The 20258-nt window shown below is 61.2% G+C and carries 21 protein-coding genes; 13 read left to right on the forward strand and 8 right to left on the reverse strand.

Translation table 11 applies throughout. The annotated features are described in order from the left end of the window. Window positions 1–11: 11 nt before the first annotated feature. A complete protein-coding gene (locus FUU19_RS05010) occupies window positions 12–1697 on the forward strand; it encodes a sensor histidine kinase (RefSeq protein ID WP_141972178.1) in 1686 nt (561 codons plus the stop codon). Then, window positions 1697–2422, forward strand: coding sequence for a two-component system response regulator BtsR (btsR, locus tag FUU19_RS05015; protein WP_107227959.1), 726 nt, complete (start codon window positions 1697–1699; stop codon window positions 2420–2422). Before FUU19_RS05010 ends, btsR begins: the two co-directional genes overlap by 1 nt. On the opposite strand, the gene FUU19_RS05020 is transcribed toward btsR, so the two are convergent. Then, window positions 2423–2701, reverse strand: coding sequence for a type II toxin-antitoxin system RelE/ParE family toxin (locus FUU19_RS05020; protein WP_141972182.1), 279 nt, complete (start codon window positions 2699–2701; stop codon window positions 2423–2425). A 17-nt stretch (window positions 2702–2718) separates the two neighbouring features. Beyond that, complete coding sequence (locus tag FUU19_RS05025; RefSeq protein WP_141972204.1) at window positions 2719–2988, reverse strand: hypothetical protein; 270 nt, start codon at window positions 2986–2988, stop codon at window positions 2719–2721. Window positions 2989–3198: 210 nt separating this feature from the next. On the opposite strand from FUU19_RS05025, the gene FUU19_RS05030 reads away from it, so the two are divergent. The 3 genes from FUU19_RS05030 to argD all read left to right on the forward strand — a co-directional run bounded on the left by FUU19_RS05030 (window position 3199) and on the right by argD (window position 6716). Beyond that, entirely contained in the window at window positions 3199–4719 is a 1521-nt protein-coding gene (locus FUU19_RS05030) for a helicase HerA-like domain-containing protein (RefSeq protein ID WP_202670406.1), read from the forward strand. Between the two features lie 72 nt (window positions 4720–4791). Continuing rightward, a complete protein-coding gene (locus FUU19_RS05035) occupies window positions 4792–5367 on the forward strand; it encodes an aminodeoxychorismate synthase component II (protein ID WP_049198366.1) in 576 nt (191 codons plus the stop codon). A 131-nt stretch (window positions 5368–5498) separates the two neighbouring features. Further along, entirely contained in the window at window positions 5499–6716 is a 1218-nt protein-coding gene (gene argD, locus FUU19_RS05040; protein ID WP_202670405.1) for a bifunctional acetylornithine/succinyldiaminopimelate transaminase, read from the forward strand. Between the two features lie 40 nt (window positions 6717–6756). On the opposite strand, the gene FUU19_RS05045 is transcribed toward argD, so the two are convergent. Next, window positions 6757–8835 carry a YccS/YhfK family putative transporter gene (locus FUU19_RS05045; protein ID WP_141972212.1) on the reverse strand — a complete coding sequence of 693 codons (2079 nt, stop codon included), beginning with the start codon at window positions 8833–8835 and terminating at the stop codon, window positions 6757–6759. Window positions 8836–8885: 50 nt separating this feature from the next. Continuing rightward, complete coding sequence (gene crp / locus FUU19_RS05050) at window positions 8886–9518, reverse strand: cAMP-activated global transcriptional regulator CRP (protein WP_004090925.1); 633 nt, start codon at window positions 9516–9518, stop codon at window positions 8886–8888. Window positions 9519–9899: 381 nt separating this feature from the next. On the opposite strand from crp, the gene FUU19_RS05055 reads away from it, so the two are divergent. Beyond that, complete coding sequence (locus FUU19_RS05055; RefSeq protein WP_004930372.1) at window positions 9900–10307, forward strand: OsmC family protein; 408 nt, start codon at window positions 9900–9902, stop codon at window positions 10305–10307. 38 nt (window positions 10308–10345) lie between these two features. Here FUU19_RS05055 and FUU19_RS05060 read toward each other — a convergent pair whose 3' ends face one another. The 3 genes from FUU19_RS05060 to FUU19_RS05070 form a co-directional block, all read right to left on the reverse strand. Continuing rightward, complete coding sequence (locus FUU19_RS05060; RefSeq protein ID WP_033636275.1) at window positions 10346–11215, reverse strand: phosphoribulokinase; 870 nt, start codon at window positions 11213–11215, stop codon at window positions 10346–10348. Between the two features lie 152 nt (window positions 11216–11367). Continuing rightward, entirely contained in the window at window positions 11368–11601 is a 234-nt protein-coding gene (locus FUU19_RS05065) for a YheU family protein (protein ID WP_004930376.1), read from the reverse strand. Next, window positions 11598–12578: a hydrolase gene (locus FUU19_RS05070; RefSeq protein WP_230507084.1), complete on the reverse strand. Its 981-nt coding sequence runs from the start codon at window positions 12576–12578 to the stop codon at window positions 11598–11600. Before FUU19_RS05070 ends, FUU19_RS05065 begins: the two co-directional genes overlap by 4 nt. Before the next feature lie 119 nt (window positions 12579–12697). Between FUU19_RS05070 and FUU19_RS05075 the strand changes: the two genes are divergently transcribed. From FUU19_RS05075 to tauD, 6 genes are all read left to right on the forward strand, one after another. Beyond that, window positions 12698–13300: a LysE family translocator gene (locus FUU19_RS05075; RefSeq protein ID WP_202670404.1), complete on the forward strand. Its 603-nt coding sequence runs from the start codon at window positions 12698–12700 to the stop codon at window positions 13298–13300. A gap of 10 nt (window positions 13301–13310) precedes the next feature. Continuing rightward, a complete protein-coding gene (locus FUU19_RS05080) occupies window positions 13311–14093 on the forward strand; it encodes a PhzF family phenazine biosynthesis protein (protein WP_089181405.1) in 783 nt (260 codons plus the stop codon). Between the two features lie 114 nt (window positions 14094–14207). Continuing rightward, window positions 14208–15203 carry a taurine ABC transporter substrate-binding protein gene (tauA, locus tag FUU19_RS05085; RefSeq protein WP_141972218.1) on the forward strand — a complete coding sequence of 332 codons (996 nt, stop codon included), beginning with the start codon at window positions 14208–14210 and terminating at the stop codon, window positions 15201–15203. Between the two features lie 9 nt (window positions 15204–15212). Then, window positions 15213–15980, forward strand: a complete 768-nt coding sequence (gene tauB / locus FUU19_RS05090) for a taurine ABC transporter ATP-binding subunit (protein WP_197834541.1) — start codon at window positions 15213–15215, stop codon at window positions 15978–15980. Beyond that, window positions 15977–16813 (forward strand): taurine ABC transporter permease TauC, encoded by an 837-nt coding sequence (tauC, locus tag FUU19_RS05095; RefSeq protein WP_033631937.1) that lies wholly within the window; start codon window positions 15977–15979, stop codon window positions 16811–16813. The genes tauB and tauC overlap by 4 nt, the downstream gene beginning before the upstream one ends. Beyond that, complete coding sequence (tauD, locus tag FUU19_RS05100; RefSeq protein ID WP_230507085.1) at window positions 16810–17658, forward strand: taurine dioxygenase; 849 nt, start codon at window positions 16810–16812, stop codon at window positions 17656–17658. Before tauC ends, tauD begins: the two co-directional genes overlap by 4 nt. 3 nt (window positions 17659–17661) lie before the next feature. Here the strand turns inward: tauD and FUU19_RS05105 are convergent, their stop codons facing one another. Then, window positions 17662–19575, reverse strand: coding sequence for an ABC transporter ATP-binding protein (locus tag FUU19_RS05105; RefSeq protein ID WP_202670402.1), 1914 nt, complete (start codon window positions 19573–19575; stop codon window positions 17662–17664). Between the two features lie 129 nt (window positions 19576–19704). Between FUU19_RS05105 and kefG the strand changes: the two genes are divergently transcribed. After that, complete coding sequence (kefG, locus tag FUU19_RS05110; RefSeq protein WP_033645385.1) at window positions 19705–20256, forward strand: glutathione-regulated potassium-efflux system ancillary protein KefG; 552 nt, start codon at window positions 19705–19707, stop codon at window positions 20254–20256. Window positions 20257–20258 lie beyond the last annotated feature (2 nt).

The following is a 20258-nucleotide window of genomic DNA, read 5'->3' on the forward strand; positions in this document are numbered from 1 at the left end:
GAGTTGCTGCCATGTATGAATTTAACCAGGTGCTGTTGCTGTTGCAGCAGATGTGCGTCTATCTCGTTATCGCCTATCTGCTGAGCAAAACCCCGCTGTTCATCCCGCTGATGCAGGTGACCATTCGCCTGCCGCATAAGCTGCTGTGCTACGTGATCTTCTCCGTGTTCTGCATCATGGGCACCTACTTCGGGCTGCACATTCAGGATTCGATCGCCAACACCCGCGCGATAGGCGCGGTTTTGGGCGGGTTGCTGGGCGGGCCGTCGGTGGGTTTTCTGGTCGGGCTGACCGGCGGCCTGCACCGGTATACGCTCGGCGGCATGACCGACGTGGCCTGCGCGATTTCCACGGTGTCCGAAGGCCTGGTCGGCGGCATCGTACACAGCATCGCCATGCGCCGGGGGCGCATCGAGCTGCTGTTCAATCCGCTGTTCGTCGGCGGCGTGGCGCTGGTGGCGGAAGTGCTGCAGATGGCGATCATCCTGGCGGTGGCGCGCCCTTACGGCGAAGCGTTGCAGCTGGTGGAGCATATCGCGCTGCCGATGATGATCGCCAATACCGTCGGCGCGGCGATGTTCATGCAAATCCTGCTGGATCGGCGCGCGATGTTCGAAAAATACACCAGTGCCTTCTCTTCCAAGGCGCTGAAGATCGCCGAGCGCACCGAGGGCATCCTGCGGCAGGGGTTCGATCAGGAGAACAGTATGAAGGTCGCCCGGGTGATCTATCAGGAGCTGGGCATCGGCGCGGTGGCGATCACCGATCGCGACAAATTGCTGGCGTTTATCGGCATCGGCGACGATCACCACCTGCCGGGCACGCCGATCGCCTCGGTGCATTCGCATCGCGCCATCGACAACAACGAGGTGGTGTACGCCGACGGTAATCAGCTCTCTTATTGCTGCTCGATCAACCCGGCCTGCAAGCTGGGTTCGACGCTGGTGATCCCGCTGCGCGGCGAAAACCAGCGGGTGATCGGCACCATCAAGCTGTACGAACCGAAAAGCCAGCTGTTCAGCACCATCAACCGTACGTTGGGCGAAGGCATCGCCAGCCTGCTGTCGGCGCAGATCATGGCCGGACAGTACGAGCGCCACAAGCAGCTGCTGGCGCAGTCGGAGATCAAGCTGCTGCATGCGCAGGTCAATCCGCATTTCCTGTTCAATGCCTTGAATACCCTGGTGGCGGTGATCCGCCGCGATGGCGAGCGCGCCTGCGATCTGGTGCAGTCCCTCTCGACCTTCTTTCGTAAAAACCTAAAACGTTCGGATGACGAAGTCAGCCTGGCGGACGAGATTGAACACGTGAACGCCTACCTGCAGATCGAGAAAGCGCGCTTCGCCGATCGGCTGGAGATCGCGGTGTCGCTGCCGGAGGCGCTGTTGGCGGTGCGGCTGCCGGCGTTCTCGCTGCAGCCGATCGTCGAAAACGCCATCAAGCATGGCACCTCGCATCTGTTGGGCGTGGGCCGTATCGAAATTGGCGCCTGCTGCGAAGGCGAGCATCTGCTGCTGCAGGTGACGGACAACGCCGGGCTGTTCCAGCCGAAACCGAACTGCAGCGGGCTGGGGATGAATCTGGTGGATAAACGCATTCGCGTGCGCTACGGCGAAGGCTATGGCGTGCAGGTGGATTGCCGGCCGGACGCCTACACCCGCATTACGCTCAATGTTCCCATGGAGAGGGCCGCCTGATGTTAAACGCACTGATTGTTGACGATGAACCTTCCGCGCGCGACAACCTGCGTCATCTGCTGGAGGCCGAGGCGGAGATCGCGATCATCGGCGAATGCGCCAATGCCATCGAAGCCATCAGCCAGATCCACCGGCTGCAGCCGGACGTGGTGTTTCTCGATATCCAGATGCCGCGCATCAGCGGGCTGGAAATGGTCGGCATGTTGGATCCTAACCGCATGCCGCACATCGTGTTTCTGACCGCCTACGACGAATACGCGGTGCAGGCGTTCGAGGAGCATGCCTTCGACTATCTGCTGAAGCCGGCGGAGCCGAAGCGGCTGAGCAAGACGCTGCAACGCCTGCGGCAGCGCAGTGCGCCGCAGGACGTGACGGCGCTGGATGAGAGCGCCGGTTACCTGAAATACATTCCCTGCACCGGCCACAGCCGCATCTATCTGTTGCGGTTCGACGAAGTGCTGGCGATCCGTTCCAAGCTGAGCGGGGTGTTCGTGGTGCGCAGCGATGGCATGGAGTGTTTCACCGAGCTGACGCTGCGCACGCTGGAAAGCCGTACGCCGCTGGTGCGCTGCCATCGGCAGTATCTGGTCAACCTGGAGCAGGTGCGCGAGATCCGTTTCGAAGAGGGCGGCGCGGCGGAGATGATCATGTCGGCCGGCGATCCGGTGCCGGTCAGCCGGCGCTATTTGAAGGCGTTGAAGGAGCAACTGGGGCTGCGGGGGTGACTATGCCGGCGGCCACCGGCGGCGAGTATGCACGATGGCCAATACGATGATACGTTGAGGCGCCCATTCATAGACCAGCAGATAGGACGGGGAGATGACCAGCTCGCGCGTGCCGGCTATCCGACCCGTTTTCCCGCTGGCGGGATGATGCACGAGGCGTGCCGCCGCGTCAGCGATTTTTGCATCATTCTCTGCGGCGGCGGCCGGGTTTTTAAGTTCCAACCATTCATAAATCGCCAGACGATCGGCGATGGCGGGTTCCGTCCATGTCAGTTTCACAAAAGTCCTTTTGTGTTTTATTGCGTTGATTTAGCTCTGCGTTCGGCGAAATAAGCGGCCACCTCTTCATCGTCGGCGAACTTGCCTTCACGCCACGCCTTGCGGCTCACCTCGACCTTTTCCTTTAACCACTGGTCGTACTCTTCCTGCTGTGCCTGGCGGCTGACAAACTCGCGCATGAAATCGCGCAGCAGTTGCGAAGCCGTGCGATCGGCGGCCTTTGCCGCGCTGGCGAAAGCGGTTTTTAACTCTTCATCCACGCGGATTACCACGGTAGATTCAGACATGGTATTTACCTCGTATATACAGCGTAATGATCACTATAGCACTGGTGCTTTATTGTTCAAGCAAAGACGTGCTGGCGCTAAGCGCAATCTGAATTCATCAGGCTCCGACGGCGCCCATTTTGTTTGTCCTTGACGGGGTTACGCGGCGCTTATAGCTTTATTGCATCAACAGGCGCGTTTCGCGACGCGTCAGCGTCAAAGGAACAGAAAATGAGTGAACCACGGATTATCGCCAAAGCGATGAAAGACGGAAAACCGGAGCAGGATCTGGTGATTTTGCCGGCGTTGGCCAACCGCCACGGGCTGATCACCGGGGCAACCGGCACCGGTAAGACGGTGACGCTGCAAAAAATGGCCGAGCAGTTCTCGCGCATTGGCGTGCCGGTGTTCCTGTCGGACGTGAAAGGCGATTTGTCCGGCATCGGCGCCGAGGGCGTGCCTTCCGAGAAATTGCAGGCGCGCCTGGCGGCGATTGGCGTCACCGACTGGCAGCCGCAGGCCTGCACCATTATCCCGTGGGATATTTACGGCGAGAAGGGCCACCCGATCCGCGCCACGATTTCCGATCTCGGGCCGCTGCTGCTGGGGCGCCTGTTGGATCTGAACGAGGTGCAAAGCGGCGTGCTGCAGCTGGTGTTCAAAATTGCCGATGACAACGCGCTGCTGTTGCTGGACATGAAAGACCTGCGCGCCATGGTGCAGTTCGTCGGCGACAACGCCAAACAATTCCAGACCCAGTACGGCAATATCTCTACCGCGTCGATCGGTGCCATCCAGCGTGGGTTGTTGACGCTGGAAGAGCAGGGCGCCAACCAGTTCTTCGGCGAGCCGATGCTGGACATCAACGATCTGATGAAAACTGACGCCAACGGCCATGGCGTGATCAACCTGCTGGCGGCTGACAAGCTGATCAATCAGCCGAAGCTGTATTCGGTGTTCCTGCTGTGGCTGCTGGCCGAGCTGTTTGAGCACCTGCCGGAAGTGGGCGATCCCGAACAGCCGAAGCTGGTGTTCTTCTTCGATGAGGCGCACCTGTTGTTCAACGATGCGCCAGCGGCGCTGCTGACCAAGATTGAACAGGTGGTGCGTCTGATCCGTTCCAAAGGCGTCGGCATTTACTTTGTCACCCAGAACCCGCTGGACATCCCGGACAGCGTGCTCGGCCAACTGGGCAACCGCGTGCAGCATGCGCTGCGCGCCTTTACCCCGCGCGATCAGAAGGCGGTGAAGACGGCGGCGCAAACCCTGCGCGCCAATCCGGCCTTCGATGCCGAAACGGCGATCACCGAGCTGGGCGTGGGCGAAGCGCTGGTGTCATTCCTCGACGAGAAGGGCCGCCCGAACGTGGTGGAGCGGGCGATGGTCATTGCGCCGGAGTCCAAAATGGGCATGCTCGGTGCGGAAGGGCTGAACAGCGCGATCAACAAATCGCCGCTGTATGGTCGCTATGAGGATATGATCGACCGCGAGTCCGCCTACGAGAAGCTGTCGTCGGGCGGCTTCGCCACCGTCGGCACCCCGCAGCAAGGGCAGCAACCGCAAGCGCAGCAACAGCAGGCGGGCGGCGGCCTGATGGACGGTTTGAACGAGCTGCTGTTCGGCTCTACTGGCCCGCGCGGCGGCAAGCGCGACGGTATTGTCCAGACCGCCGCCAAGAGCATGGCGCGCGATCTCGGCCGCCAGATCCTGCGCGGCGTGCTGGGGTCGATCACCGGCGGCCGCAAAAAGTAAGCGGAAATTATCGTCGGCAGCGGCGGGTTAAATCAGTACACTGTGGCGGCGTTTTTCTCTGCCGGATCTAACATGCTGCTGCTGATCGATAACTACGACTCCTTTACCTATAACCTTTACCAGTATTTCTGCGAATTGGGCGCCGAGGTGCTGGTGAAGCGCAACGATGAGCTGCAGCTGGCCGATATCGAGCGGCTGGCGCCGCAGCATCTGGTGATTTCCCCTGGCCCCTGTACCCCGAACGAAGCGGGTATCTCGCTGGCCGCCATTCGTCATTTCGCCGGCAAGCTGCCGATCCTCGGCGTGTGCCTGGGGCACCAAGCGCTGGGGCAGGCGTTCGGCGCCGAGGTGGTGCGCGCCCGCGCGGTGATGCACGGCAAAACCTCAGCGATCCGTCACCTGGGCGTCGGCGTGTTTCGCGGCCTGAGCGATCCGTTGACCGTGACCCGCTATCACTCGCTGGTGCTGAAAGCTGATACGCTGCCGGATTGCTTTGAAGTGACCGCCTGGAGTGAACGCGACGGCGTGCGCGACGAGATCATGGGCATCCGCCACCGCACTTTGGCGCTGGAAGGCGTGCAGTTCCATCCGGAAAGCGTGCTCAGCGAGCAGGGCCACCAGCTGCTGGATAATTTCCTCAAGCGTTAATTCCGGTGCGTTTTTTTCGCCCGTCAGGCGTTTTGCGTTTGCGCTTGATTGGTTTTTTATGCATATTTCGTGATTATGTTTTCAATCTGATATTACGATAGCGCTGAAAAACTTTCAGGGTGGAGCCGAAAATGACTGAAAAATCCGCAGTGAGCCGCAGTACCTTTGACCAGGTGATCCTGCCTGTTTATGCGCCTGCCCAGTTTGTGCCGGTGCGCGGCCAAGGCAGCCGGGTCTGGGATCAGCAGGGAAAAGAGTACATCGATTTTTCCGGCGGCATCGCGGTGACGGCGCTGGGGCACTGTCATCCGGCGCTGGTCGAGGCGCTCAAACGCCAGGGCGAAACCCTGTGGCATACCAGCAACGTCTTCACCAATGAGCCCGCGCTGCGCCTGGCAAGCAAACTGATCGACGCCACCTTCGCCGATCGGGTGTTCTTCGCCAACTCCGGCGCAGAGGCCAACGAGGCGGCGTTCAAACTGGCGCGCCATTACGCCATTACCCGTCACAGTCCGTACAAAACCAAAATCATCGCTTTCTATAACGCGTTTCACGGCCGCACGCTGTTCACCGTGTCGGTGGGCGGGCAGGCCAAATACTCCGACGGATTCGGGCCGAAGCCGGCCGACATCGTGCACGTGCCGTTCAACGATCTGGCGGCGGTGAAAGCGGTGATGGACAACCACACCTGCGCAGTGGTGATGGAGCCGATTCAGGGCGAGGGCGGCATTACGCCGGTCGACGCCGACTTCCTCAAAGGCGTGCGCAAACTGTGCGACCAACACCAGGCGCTGCTGGTGTTCGACGAAGTGCAAAGCGGCATGGGGCGCAGCGGCAAGCTGTTCGCCTATATGCATTATGGCGTGACGCCGGACATTCTCACCACCGCCAAGGCGCTGGGCGGCGGTTTCCCGGTCAGCGCCATGCTGACTACCGAAGAGATTGCGTCGGTGATGCAGGTGGGCACTCACGGCACCACCTACGGCGGCAACCCGCTGGCCTGCGCGGTGGCGGAGGCGGCGTTGGATGTGATCAATACGCCGGAAGTGCTGAGCGGCATTGAACAGCGTCACGCGTTGTATGTGCAGGCTTTGCAGGATATCGGCGATAAATACGGTGTTTTCACCGCCATTCGCGGCATGGGGTTGCTGATCGGCGCCGAACTGACGCCGCATTATCATGGCAGAGCACGCGATTTTCTCACCGCCGCCGCTGCGCGTGGGCTGATGATCCTCAACGCCGGGCCGAACGTGATCCGTTTCGCGCCGTCGCTGGTGGTGGAGCTGCAGGACATCGAGGCCGGCATGGCGCTGTTCGAGCTGGCGGTGCAGGATGTGATCAACGCCTGAAGCCCGTGCGGCGAATAACGGGGCGCGGCATGCCGCGCCCTTATTGATCGCGCAGTTTGCGCTTGAGCCAAATGCCGTGGTGCGGGCGCTGGCGCCAGGCCAGCGACGAAATGGTGTGCATCACGCTCAGGTGCGACAAAATGCGCCGCAGATGGCGCTCCATCTCGGTGACGGGCATCTCCGGATGCAGATCCGGCGGCTGCATGATGCCGCTGTTGCCGCTGCTCGGCCCGTCGTATTCCAACCGCTGCTGGCAGCTTTGCAGCGCGATTTCACAGGTCTGCAGATACTCTTCCGCCAGCTTCGGCGTCAGCATGTAGTGCTCGCGCGCCAGAATGGTCATGGCGTTCAGGTGTTCGACGATGAACTGGCTGTGAGTGACCCACAGCCGCATGTCCGCCAGATAGTTCGACGCGAACCCCGGCTCCTGCATCGCCTGATTGAGCGAGGTGAACAGCGCGTTGTGCGCTTGGTTGACCTGCATGCGGGTATAGGCCAGCGCAGTGGCGTCCGGTTCCGGTTGCTTCAGCATCAGCCGCAGCGCGGCTTGATCGTTCTCCAGCGCCTGATGGGCATTCTTGCGCAGCAGCCCGCTTTGCCACTGCGGCCATAGCCAAATGGTGCCGCCGAACGCCAGTACGCAGCCGATCAGCGTATCGATCAGGCGCGGTACCAGAAAATGCGAGCCGTTCAGCGCCAGCAGCTGCAGGGTGTAAACCGCCGTGACCGTAAAGCCAATCACCGACAGCCCGTAGTTCTTGCGCGAAACCAGGTAGGCCAGCAGCGTGATCACCAACATGATGCTCAGCGTTTCTCCTTCCGGCAACTGCAGCTGCAACAGCCCGGCCGCCAGCAGCAGCCCGGCAATCGTGCCCAGCGCACGGTGCTGAATACGCACCCGGGTAGCGTTATACCCGTTTTGGCTCACCAGCATGATGGTGAGCAGGATCCAGTAAGGTTTCGGCAGGTTGAACACCGCACCCAGACTGCTGCCGACCGCCAGCGTCACGCCCAGCCGCGCGGCGTTGCGCAGGGCGGTGGATTTGAACGACAGGTAGCTGACCAGCGCCGGCCAAAACGGCAGGCGGTGCTGGCCGGGCATCAGGTCGCGGCGGTACAGCGGATGCTGGGTACGTAGCAGGCGGGCGATGCGGCTGAAGTGGTAGTAACAAAATTGGCCGACCGGGTTATCGGGATGCTGCGCCGCCATTTTTTCCAGCGCTGCCAGCTCATGGGTCATGGAGAAGCGCTTCGAATGTTGATGGTAGAGAATATCGTGCGCCACCACGCGCAGCCGGCCGGCGATCACCTGAGCATTGCGGCGAATGATCGCTTCGGCCTGGCTCTGCTCCACCAGTTTTTGCACCTCTTCCGGCAGGTGCAGGCTGACGGTGATGTGCTCCTGCAGGTCCATCGCCACCTGAAAGGCGCGCTGCAGGCGTTTTTGCTCGAGGTTGTTGGCGTGCGGCAGGAAATTAAGCTGTTGGTACAACAGGCTGATCAGATCCATCACCTTTTGCTGGCGCACCAGCAGCGGCGGCAGCGCGGTTTGCGGATCGGTGTGCTGGGTCAGCAGCGAGTATTTGGCTTCGAAATAGTCCGCCAGTTCCAGGTAGAGTTGGCTCAGCGTTTCGCGCATCGGCTGTTCTTTCCACAGCTTGAACCAGAACCAGGTGAATAAGCCGTACCAGGCAGTGCCGATCGCGTAAAGCAGCGGCGCCTGCCAGATGGGTACCGTACCGGTCGTGCTGAGGGCGAAGATGGCGGCCACCAGCGCCGCCGGCAACAGCCGGGCGTGCAGCGGGCTGATTTCACCGGTGACGCCGAGCAGCAGCGCCAGGCCCAGCATCAGCGCCGGCAGCGGCACGTGCCACAGCAGTGCCTGTTGCAGCAGCACGCTGCTGAAGGCGAACAGCGAACCGCCGACGATCAGCCGTTTAAAGAAGCGCTTATGCGGCGTGTCCAGACCGGCGATATTGCAGCAGGCGGGCACCAGAGAGAACATCAGGCCGAGCTGTAACTGGCCTATCAACAGGCCGAACAGCACCGGCAGACACAACACCAGCGTTTGTCGCAGTGCGTAGTTGATTTCCGGGTGGTAGATCAGGCGGCGCCACATGGCAGAGAGCAGACAAAAAAACGGCGCAGATTGCGCCGTTTCTTCAGGGATTAACGGGTGCCGTAGACGACAATGGTTTTGCCGTGGGCGGAAATCAGGTTTTGATCTTCCAGCATTTTCAGAATACGGCCAACGGTTTCACGCGAGCAGCCGACGATCTGGCCGATCTCCTGGCGGGTAATTTTGATCTGCATGCCGTCCGGGTGAGTCATGGCGTCGGGTTGTTTCGCCAGATTCAGCAGGGTTTGCGCGATGCGGCCGGTAACGTCCAGGAAGGCGAGGTTGCCCACTTTTTCGGAGGTGACCTGCAGGCGGCTCGCCATTTGGGCGGACAGACGCATCAGGATGTCCGGGTTCACCTGGATCAGCTGGCGGAATTTCTTGTAGGAAATTTCGGCCACTTCACAGGCGGTTTTCGCGCGAACCCAGGCGCTGCGCTCCTGGCCTTCTTCGAACAATCCGAGCTCGCCGATGAAATCCCCCTGGTTGAGGTAGGACAGAATCATCTCTTTACCTTCTTCATCCTTGATCAGCACCGCGACGGAGCCTTTCACGATGTAGTAAAGCGTTTCGGCCTTTTCACCTTGGTGAATCAGCGTACTCTTCGATGGATATTTGTGGATATGGCAATGAGACAGGAACCATTCGAGAGTAGGGTCTGTTTGCGGTTTGCCGAGAACCATTCGCTGTTATCCTCTGTTGTTATCGCTGCCTTGTGTCACAGGGGTCAGAGTTCCCTGTAAAACCCACCTGTAGCCGCAGTTATGAGCGAGGGCTACCGGCAAGTTTTGAGGCGTGTCATAAAAATACGCTGTCGCTCTAGCATATTAACTTGCCGTAAGCGCTGCAAGCTACATTCTGTTAACATACCGGTAAAGGAGCCTTTCTCTGGGCGTTTCCCTGAATACAGTGTCCCGGAAAGATTTATTGCGGCTCTGTTTGTAGCACAGAGTAAGGCGGGTGTCTCGTGTTGTCTCGCTTCAGCATGATTAGCATCAGGTTACGTTGCCTGTTTCTATGCGAAAGCGTACTCTGATTTTAAGAAATCAACCGGAGTGACCAGAATGCAGGCAAGAGTTAAGTGGGTGGAAGGGTTAACGTTTTTGGGTGAATCGGCCTCCGGCCACCAGGTGCTGATGGACGGCAACGCCGGTGATAAAGCGCCCAGCCCGATGGAGATGGTGCTGATGTCGGTGGGCGGCTGCAGCGCGATCGACGTGGTATCCATCCTGCAAAAGGGGCGCAACGACGTGCGCGACTGCGAGGTGAAGCTGACCTCCGAGCGCCGCGAAGAAGCCCCGCGGCTGTTCACCCATATCAATCTGCACTTCATCGTTACCGGCCAGGACCTGACCGACAAGATCGTCGAGCGTGCGGTGAACCTGTCAGCGGAGAAATACTGCTCGGTGGCGCTGATGCTCAACAAGGCCGCCACGGTGACCCACAGCTTCGAGATCCGCCAACCGGCGTAATCGAAACGGAGCGCGGCCCGGCGCCGCGCTCAACGCATTTATTCGATCTTCTTGCCTTCCAGCAACCGCTGCACCAGCGGCGCCATGATCAGCTCCATCGCCAGCCCCATCTTGCCACCCGGCACCACTAACGTATTGATATGCGAGATAAACGAGCCCTGCAGCATCGCCAGCAAATAGGGGAAATCTATCTGATCCAGCCCGCGGAAGTGGATCACCACGAAGCTTTCATCCAGTGAGGGAATGGCCTTGGCGGCGAACGGGTTGGAGGTGTCCACCGTCGGCACGCGCTGGAAGTTGATGTGGGTGCGCGAGAACTGCGGCGTGATGTAGTTGATGTAATCTTCCATCGAACGCACCACTGAATCCATTACCGCTTCGCGAGAGTGGCCGCGCTCGCCGGTATCGCGGATCAGTTTCTGTATCCACTCCAGGTTGACGATCGGCACCACGCCGACCAGCAGATCGACGTGGTTGGCCACGTCATGGTGCTCGGTGACCACGCCGCCGTGCAACCCCTCGTAGAACAGCACGTCGGTCGGCGCCGGCAGCGGTTCCCACGGGGTGAAGGTACCCGGCACCTGATTGTAGGGCACCGCTTCGTCGTAGGTGTGCAGATACTTGCGCGAGCGCCCGGTGCCGTTCTTGCCGTAGTCGATAAAGCTCTGCTGCAGCAGACCGAAGTCGTTGGCCTCGGGGCCGAAATAGCTGATGTGTCTGCCCAGATCGCGCGCTTTGCGGATCGCCGCGTCCATTTCCGGCCGGGTGTAGCGATGGAAGCTGTCGCCCTCCAGCTCGGCGGCGCGGATGTTGAGCTGCTGGAAGATCTTACGGAACGCCACGCTGGTGGTGGTAGTGCCGGCGCCGCTGGAACCGGTCACCGCGATAACGGGATGTTTGGCAGACATGGTGGTTGTCACTCCGTGTTGAATGCGCCGGCGTCAGGGGGGTATTGTGGCTCTTGTTGACGCTCTCTATCTCAGGGAAAAAATGGCGCGCGCTAGTTTGCAATGCCCCATTGTTACCTGATTTTTTCCGTCAGTCATAGAACCGTGCGCCACTAAATTTCTTCCTGCCCGGCGCGGAACTGACCGCGCGGCATGATGTTGACGCTCTCGTGCAGTTCCGACCACACCAGCACCACTTCGCCGTTTTTCAGCTGGCGGCGCACGTCCTCCACCTTCTGTTCCAGCGAGCGTTCGTGTTCGCCGTAATCGGTGCCTTCGCGCAGTACAAAGGATTCGATCAGGCTGTTCAGGGTGTCGGTTGCCAGTTCTTGCCAGGGAATGATCACGTCGGGATGTCCAGATAAGGGGAAAGCCAGGCCGGAATGCGATGTTCCAGCCACATGTGCGGTTTTTTCAGCGTGCCACCGACGAAGCCGACGTGGCCGCCGTACTCGGTCAGCTGATATTCAATATTGCGCGGCAGGCCGGCGACGTCGGGGATCACCTCATGGGTCATGAAGGGATCGTCCTTCGCATGGATGATCAGCAGCGGCGTCTGGACAGCCGGCAACAGCGGCAGGGCGCTGCAGCGGCGATAATAGTCGGTAGCGTCGCTGAAGCCGTGAATGCGCGAGGTGATGGCGTCGTCGAATTCGCGGATGCGCCGCAACCCGTTCAGCTGTGACAGTTTGAGCGGCAGGGTGTCCGGGTAGTGCAACAGCTTGCGGGTGGCGTTTTGTTTCAGCTGCCCCAGCAGGTAGCGCTGATAAACGCGGGAGAAACCTTGCTCCATGCGGTAGGCGCAAGGCTCCAGCATCAGCGGCGCCGAGACCACCACCGCCGCCTGCAGCAGGCTGTCGGCGCCTTGCTGTGCCAGATAGCAGGCCAGCATGTTGCCGCCGAGCGAAACGCCTACCGCCGCGGTCGGCACCTCGCCGTAGCGGTCGCGCAGCCAGCGCAGGAAGATGCGCGCTTCTTCGGTTTCACCGGAGTGGTAGATGCGCTGCTTGCGGTTGGGCACGCCGCTGCAGCCGCGAAAGTGCATCACCACGCCGAGCCAGCCGCGCTCACGCCAGGCGTTGAGCAGGCCATGCGCGTAGGGGCTGTAGAAGCTGCCTTCCAGGCCGTGGAACAGCACCGCGCGCGGTTTGTCGCGCGCCTGCGCCGGATCTTCGCTCCAGGCGAGATCGACGAAATCACCGTCGGGCAATTCCAGCCGTTGCCAATGCGGTTTCAATAACACGCGGCGGCGCACCAACCGCGGCAACAGCGTTTGCAGGTGCGGGTTACTGGCCCCGGTCAGAGGGCGAAAGACGTCATGCATAGGCTGAGTAAAAATGTTGTGGGCGGCTATTGTGAGATCCCTAGCGCACTGTTAGCTTCAATACCAAGAACTAACAATGATACTGCAAAAAAGCGCCTTGGGTGAGGAGCACCCGTGCCATGGAACCGAGTTTATTCCTTTCGATGCTGGGCTTCCTGTGGGTCGCCGCCATCACGCCTGGCCCCAATAACCTGCTGTTGACCACCTCCGGCGCTAACTTCGGCTTTATGCGATCGCTGTGGCTGATGGTCGGTATCATGCTCGGCATGCAAAGCATTTTGCTGCTGGTGGCCTTCGGCGTCGGCAGCCTGATCCTGATCTACCCGTCGCTGCACCTGATCCTGAAAATCCTCGGCAGTCTGTACCTGCTGTGGCTGGCGTGGAAAGTCGCCACCGCCGCCTATGAAAAACTGGAAACCGACGTGGCGCCGCCGCAGCCGGTGCGGCTGTATCAGGGCTGGCTGCTGCAGTTCCTCAACCCGAAAGCCTGGCTGATGGCGCTGGGGGCGGTGGCCAGCTTCAGCCTGGCGGGCGATAAGTACAACGGTTCCATTGCGGCGATCGCGCTGGGCATTTTTGTGGTCAACATTGTCGCAGGCATTATCTGGCTGGCGTTCGGCACCGTGATCGGCCGCCTGCTGCGCAGCAAAAAGGCTTGGGTTATCTTCAACGTTTCCATGGGGTTGTTGACCGCAGCCTGTGTGTTACTGATCTGGCATTAAGGAGCGAACGATGGCGGAAAATTATTATCATGTGGTTGCCTTTACCGGCAAAGGGCTGCGCGGCAACCCGGCCGGGGTTTGCCTGCTGACGAAGCCGCTGCCGGCGGAGCGGCTGCAGGCGATCGCCAACGAGATCGGCCTGCCGGAAACCAGCTTTGTCTGGGATGACGGCGACATGACCGCTATCCGCTGGTTTACCCCGGAACGCGAGGTCGATCTTTGCGGCCACGGCACCCTGGCGGCAGCGCATGTGATGTTCAGCGCGATCAATCCGGCGCTGCAGGATATCCGCTTCCGTTCGGCCGGCGGCGAGCTGTTCGTCAAGCGCGATGCGCAGGACGGGGAACGGCTGGTGCTCGACTTCCCCGCGCGGCCGCCACAGAAGGTGGCTGAACCGGCGGGCCTTGCGGCGCTGCTGGGCGTACAGCCGCAGGAGGTGTGGCAGGCGAAAGCGCTGATGGTGGTGCTGGAAAACGAGGCGCAGGTACGCGCGCTGCGGCCGGACATCCCGGCGCTGATCGCGCTGGCCGGGTGTGCGGTAATCGTTACCGCGCCGGGTGACACCGTGGACTTCGTTTCGCGCTATTTCACGCTCGACGGCGGTGAAGATCCGGTCACCGGCTCCGCGCACTGCACGCTGATGCCTTACTGGACGGCGCGTCTCGGCCACCATCGGCTGCATGCGCAGCAGATCTCGGCACGCGGCGGCGAACTGTTCTGCGAACTGCAAGGGGATCGCACGCTGCTCGGCGGCTATGCTCATGTGTTCCTGCGCGGAAGTATCGCGCTGTAATCTGCAGTTATATTACTCAAGGTAATAAAGAAGACTTTTTTATTCTTTTATCGCCCGTCATCGCTCAGATAAAACTGTCAGCAACTGAACAGATTTTTATCAACGGAGCGGAACATGGCGGGCAAACTCTTTTCCTTACGCAACGCGGCGCTGTTGGCGCTGTCGCTCAGCGCAGCCAGCGCCTACGCGGTGGACGTGACCGTGGCGTACCAGACGTCGGCAGAACCGGCCAAGGTGGCGCAGGCGGAGAACAGCTTCGCCAAACAGTCCGGCGCGACGGTCGACTGGCGTAAGTTCGACAGCGGTTCCAGCGTGCTGCGTGCGCTGGCCTCCGGCGACGTGCAGATCGGCAATATCGGCTCCAGCCCACTGGCGGTGGCCGCCAGCCAGAAACTCCCCATCGAAGTGTTCCTCATCGCCTCGCAGCTCGGCAGCTCCGAAGCGCTGGTGGTGAAGAATGACATCAAAAGTCCGCAGGATCTGATCGGCAAGCGCATTGCGGTGCCGTTTATTTCCACCACCCATTACAGCCTGCTGGCCTCGCTCAAGCATTGGGGCATCAAACCTGAGCAGGTGAAGATCCTCAATCTGCAGCCGCCGGCCATCGCCGCCGCCTGGCAGCGCGGCGACATCGACGGCGCTTACGTCTGGGCGCCGGTGGTCAACGAACTGGCCAAACAGGGCAAGGTGCTGACTGACTCCGCGCAGGTGGGCGAATGGGGTTCGCCGACGCTGGACGTGTGGGTGGTGCGTAAAGACTTTGCCGAGAAACATCCCGACGTAGTGACCGCCTTTGCCGCCAGCGCCCTGCAGGCGCAAAAGGCCTACCTGGCGGCGCCGGAGCAGTGGCTGAAAGATCCGAGCCATCTCAGCACGCTGGCGCGCCTGAGCGGCGTGCCGCAAACGCAGGTGCCGGAGCTGGTGAAGGGGAACCGTTATCTGCCGGTGGCCGATCAGGTTGCCCAGCTCGGCCAGCCGGTGGACAAGGCGATCCGCGATACCGCCGAATTCCTCAAGCAGCAGGGCAAGATCCCGCAGGTCGACAGCGACTACAGCGCTTACGTGACCGACCGTTTTGTGAAACAGGTGCAGGCTGCGCCGCAGTCGTAAGGAAGCAGGATGCTAAACGTCAATCATCTTTCAGCAGAGTATCAGGGGCGGCCCGCGCTGCGTGACGTGTCGTTCCAGATCGCCGCCGGGCAACTGGTGGTGGTGCTCGGCCCGTCAGGCTGTGGCAAGACCACGCTGCTGAATTTGATCGCCGGGTTTATCGAGCCTTCAGCTGGCAGCATCACGCTGGATGGAACGCCCGTTCACGGCCCGGGCGCCGAACGGGGCGTGGTGTTCCAGCATGAGGGCTTACTGCCGTGGCGCAACGTGGTGGACAACGTCGAGTTCGGCCTGCAGCTGGCCGGCGTCGGCAAGGCGCAGCGCCGCCAGGTGGCGGAGCAGATGTTGCAGCGCGTGGGACTGGCGGGTTATGAACAGCACTTTATCTGGCAGCTTTCCGGCGGCATGCGCCAACGCGTCGGCATCGCCCGCGCTCTGGCCGCCGATCCGCAGCTGTTGTTGTTGGATGAGCCGTTTGGCGCCCTGGATGCATTCACTCGCGAGCAGATGCAGGAGCTGTTGCTGACCATTTGGCGTGATACCGGCAAGCAGGTGCTGCTGATCACCCACGATATCGAAGAGGCGGTGTTCCTCGCCAGCGAACTGCTGCTGTTGTCGCCGGGGCCGGGGCAGGTGGTGGAGCGGCTGTCGCTGAACTTCGGCCAACGCTATGCCGACGGCGAGGCCTGCCGCGCCATCAAGTCCGATCCTGAATTTATCGCGCAGCGCGAATACGTGCTGGGCAAAGTTTTCCAACAGCGCGAGGCCTTGTTATGAGCCTGCATTCCACTCTGAAGGCCGCGGCGCAGCCGCAGGGCAAAGCGGCGCGCCGTTTCAGCGTGCCGCGCAACGTTTGGCTGAGCGGCGCCACGCTGTTGACGGTGTTGATCGTCTGGTGGGGCGTGACGGCGCTGCAGCTGATCAGCCCGCTGTTTTTGCCGGCGCCGCAGCAGGTGCTGCACCAGCTGATTACCATCGCCAGCCCGCAAGGCTTTATGGACGCCACGCTGTGGCAGCATCTGGCGGCCAGCCTGGGGCGCATTCTGGTAGCGCTGTTGGCGGCGGTGATCGTCGGCATTCCGGTGGGCATCGCCATGGGGCTGAACGACACGGTACGCGGCATTCTCGATCCGTTGATTGAGATCTATCGCCCGGTGCCACCGCTGGCCTATCTGCCGCTGATGGTGATTTGGTTCGGCATCGGCGAAACCTCGAAGATCTTGCTGATTTATCTGGCGATCTTTGCGCCGGTGACGCTGTCTGCCGTGGCCGGCGTGCGCAGCGTGGCGCAGGTGCGGGTGCGCGCCGCCCGCGCGTTGGGCGCCACGCGTTGGCAGGTGCTGCGTTTCGTGGTGCTGCCGAGCGCGCTGCCGGAGATCCTGACCGGCATCCGCATCGGGCTGGGCGTCGGCTGGTCGACGCTGGTGGCCGCCGAACTGATCGCCGCCACGCGCGGCCTGGGATTTATGGTGCAATCCGCCGGTGAGTTTCTGGCGACCGACGTGGTGTTGGCCGGCATCGGCGTGATTGCGGTGATTGCATTTGGGCTGGAGCTGGGGCTGCGTGCCCTGCAGCGCCGATTGACCCCGTGGCATGGAGTACAGCAATGAACGAACGTCTGAATATCACCCCGCTGGGGCCTTACATCGGGGCGCTGGTGGAAAACGTCGAGTTGGCCCGGCCGCTGGGCGACGGCCAGTTTGAACAGCTTTATCATGCCTTGCTGAAGCATCAGGTGCTGTTCTTCCGTAATCAGCCGATCACGCCGCTGCAGCAGCGCGATCTGGCCGGCCGCTTCGGCGATCTGCATATCCACCCGGTCTATCCGCATGCCACCGACGTGGAAGAGATTATCGTGCTCGATACCCATGACGACAACCCGCCGGACAACGATAACTGGCACACCGACGTGACCTTTATCGAAAACCCGCCGCTGGGGGCGATCCTGGCGGCCAAGACCTTGCCTTCCACCGGCGGCGATACGCTGTGGGCCAGCGGGATCGCGGCCTACGAGGCGCTGTCGGCGCCGTTCAGAACGCTGCTCGCGGGGTTGCGCGCGGAGCATGACTTCACCAAGTCGTTCCCGGAGTACAAGCATCGCGGTAGCGAAGAAGAACACCAGCGCTGGCAACGGGCGGTGCAGAAAAACCCGCCGTTGCTGCATCCGGTGGTGCGTACTCACCCGGTCAGCGGCCGGCAGGCGCTGTTCGTCAATGAAGGGTTCACCACGCGGATCGTGGATGTGGCGCCGAAGGAGAGCGACGCTTTGCTGAACTTCCTGTTTGCTCACATCACCAAACCGGAGTTTCAGGTGCGCTGGCGCTGGCAGGAAAATGACGTGGCGATCTGGGATAACCGCGTGACGCAGCACTACGCCAACGCGGATTATCTGCCGCAGCGGCGCATCATGCACCGCGCGACCATTCTGGGGGATAGGCCTTTTTACAAGGCCTGAGACTTAGGCTTCGAACGCCTGCGTTAACTGTTCCAGCTGTTCTTGTGCATCCAGCCAGGTCATTTCCGTCTCTTCCAGCGCGGATTTGGCCTGGCTTTGCTTTTGCAGGCAGTCGGTCAACTCGGCCTTGCGGCTGATGTCGTACAGTGCGGAATCTGCCAGCTGTTCCTCCACCGCCGCCAGTTCAGCGCCCAGTTTTTCCATCTGCTGTTCCAACTTGGCGATCTGCTTGCGCAGCGGTTGGGTCTGCGTACGGAACTCCGCCTCGCGGCGTTTTTGATCCTTGCGCGCCTGCGCGCTGTTGCCGCCGCTCTCTTTTTCCGGTGCGTCCTGCTGGCTTTCCTGGCGCTGCAGGTCGACAAGCCACTGCTGGTAGTCGTCGAGATCGCCCTCGAAAGGCTCGACCTGGCCGTCGTGCACCAGGTACAGATCGTCGGTGGTGGAGCGCAGCAGGTGACGGTCGTGCGAGACCACCACCAACGCGCCTTCGAAATCGATCAGCGCCTCGGTCAGCGCCTGACGCATGTCGAGATCCAGGTGGTTGGTCGGTTCATCGAGCAGCAGCAGGTTAGGGCGCTGCCAAACGATCAGTGCCAGCACCAGCCGCGCCTTCTCGCCGCCGGAGAAACGTTCGGTCACTTCGCTGACCTTGTCGCCCTGGAAACCGAAACCACCCAGATAGTCGCGCAGCTGCTGCTCCAGCACCCGTGGTGCGATGCGGCTCAGGTGCTGCAGCGGCGATTCGTCGGCGCGCAGGAATTCCAGCTGGTGCTGGGCGAAGTAACCCAGCTTGATGCCTTTCGCCAGGCCGATCTCGCCGCTCAGCGGTTCCAGGGTGCCGGCCAGCAGTTTGATCAGCGTCGATTTACCGGCGCCGTTGCGGCCGAGCAGGCCAATGCGCGAGCCGGGCACCAGGTTCAGCTTGATTGACTTCAGGATCACTTTATCGCCATACCCGGCGCTGACTTTGTCCATGCGCAGCAGAGGGTTCGGCAGGCTTTCCGGCGGACGGAAGCTGAAGGTGAACGGGTTGTCGACGTGCGCCGGGGCGATCAGCTCCATGCGCTCCAGCATCTTGATGCGGCTCTGCGCCTGCTTGGCTTTGGTGGCCTGCGCGCGGAAACGGTCGATATAGCTTTGCAGGTGCGCCACTTTCTCTTGCTGGTGCTGATATAGCGACTGCTGCTGCGCCAGCTTGGTGGCGCGCTGGCGTTCGAACGACGAATAGTTACCGGTGTATTCATTCATCGTCTGCTGTTCGATATGCAGGATCTTGTCGACGATCGGATCGAGGAAGTCGCGGTCGTGCGAGATCAGTACCAGCGTGCCGGGATAGCTTTTCAGCCAGCGCTCCAGCCAGATCACCGCATCGAGATCCAGGTGGTTGGTCGGTTCGTCGAGCAGCAGCAGGTCGGAACGGCACACCAGCGCCTGCGCCAGGTTGAGGCGCATGCGCCAGCCGCCGGAAAAGTCGCGCACCGGGCTTTGCAGCTGTTCGTTGGAGAAGCCGAGGCCGTGCAGCAGGCTGGCGGCGCGGGAACGGATGGTCCAGGCGTCGATGGCGTCCAGCTTGCCGTGCAGGGTGGCGATGGCGTGGCCGTCGTTACGGTCGTTGGCCGTCTGCAATTCGGCTTCGAGTTGGCGAAACTCGCGGTCGCCGTCGATAACATACTCAATGGCCGGCACGTCCAGCGCCGGCGTCTCCTGGTTGACCCAGGCCAGCGCCCAGTTGCCGGGGAAGGTGAAGCTGCCGCCGTCCGCCGCGATCTCGCCCTTCAGCAGCGACAGCAGCGTGGACTTGCCGCAGCCGTTTTTGCCCACCAGGCCGACCTTCTGACCTGGATTAACCGTCGCCGTGGCGTTGTCCAGCAGGACGCGGATGCCGCGTCGGATTTGTAGCGAGGAGAATACAATCATAAAGCGCCGTATGTTCAGAGTATGTTAAATTATCATTAAGGTAACAGAACGCGTACCGCGCGCTGTTTTTGTCTTTGCGATGCATGGTAACGGAAAACCGCTACCCTGACGACGCTTTGGAGGGGAATGATGTCGCAGCCGCCCAAGGTCTTGCTGCTGTATGCCCATCCGGAATCCCATGACTCGGTGGCGAATCGGGTTTTGCTTCGACCGGCGCAGCAGTTGGAACATGTCACCGTGCACGATCTCTACGCGCACTACCCTGATTTTTTTATCGATATCCATCACGAACAACAGCTGCTGCGTGAGCATCAGGTCATCGTGTTTCAACACCCCCTGTATACCTACAGCTGCCCGGCGCTGCTGAAGGAGTGGCTGGATCGCGTGCTGTCGCGCGGCTTCGCCAGCGGCGTGGGCGGCAATGCGCTGGCGGGCAAATACTGGCGTTCGGTGATCACCACCGGTGAGCCGGAAGGCGCCTACCGCACCGGCGGTTATAACCACTACCCGATGGAAGATATTCTGCGGCCGTTCGAGCTGACCGCCGGGATGTGCCATATGCATTGGCTGACGCCGTTCGTGGTGTATTGGGCGCGGCGGCAAAAGCCGGAGGTGCTGCGCAGCCATGCGGACGCCTACGGCGAGTGGCTGAGCCACCCGCTGCCACGTGGAGGGCGATGAGC

This window comes from Serratia montpellierensis (genome assembly GCF_020858655.1).
GTDB classification, from domain to species: Bacteria; Pseudomonadota; Gammaproteobacteria; order Enterobacterales; family Enterobacteriaceae; genus Serratia; species Serratia montpellierensis.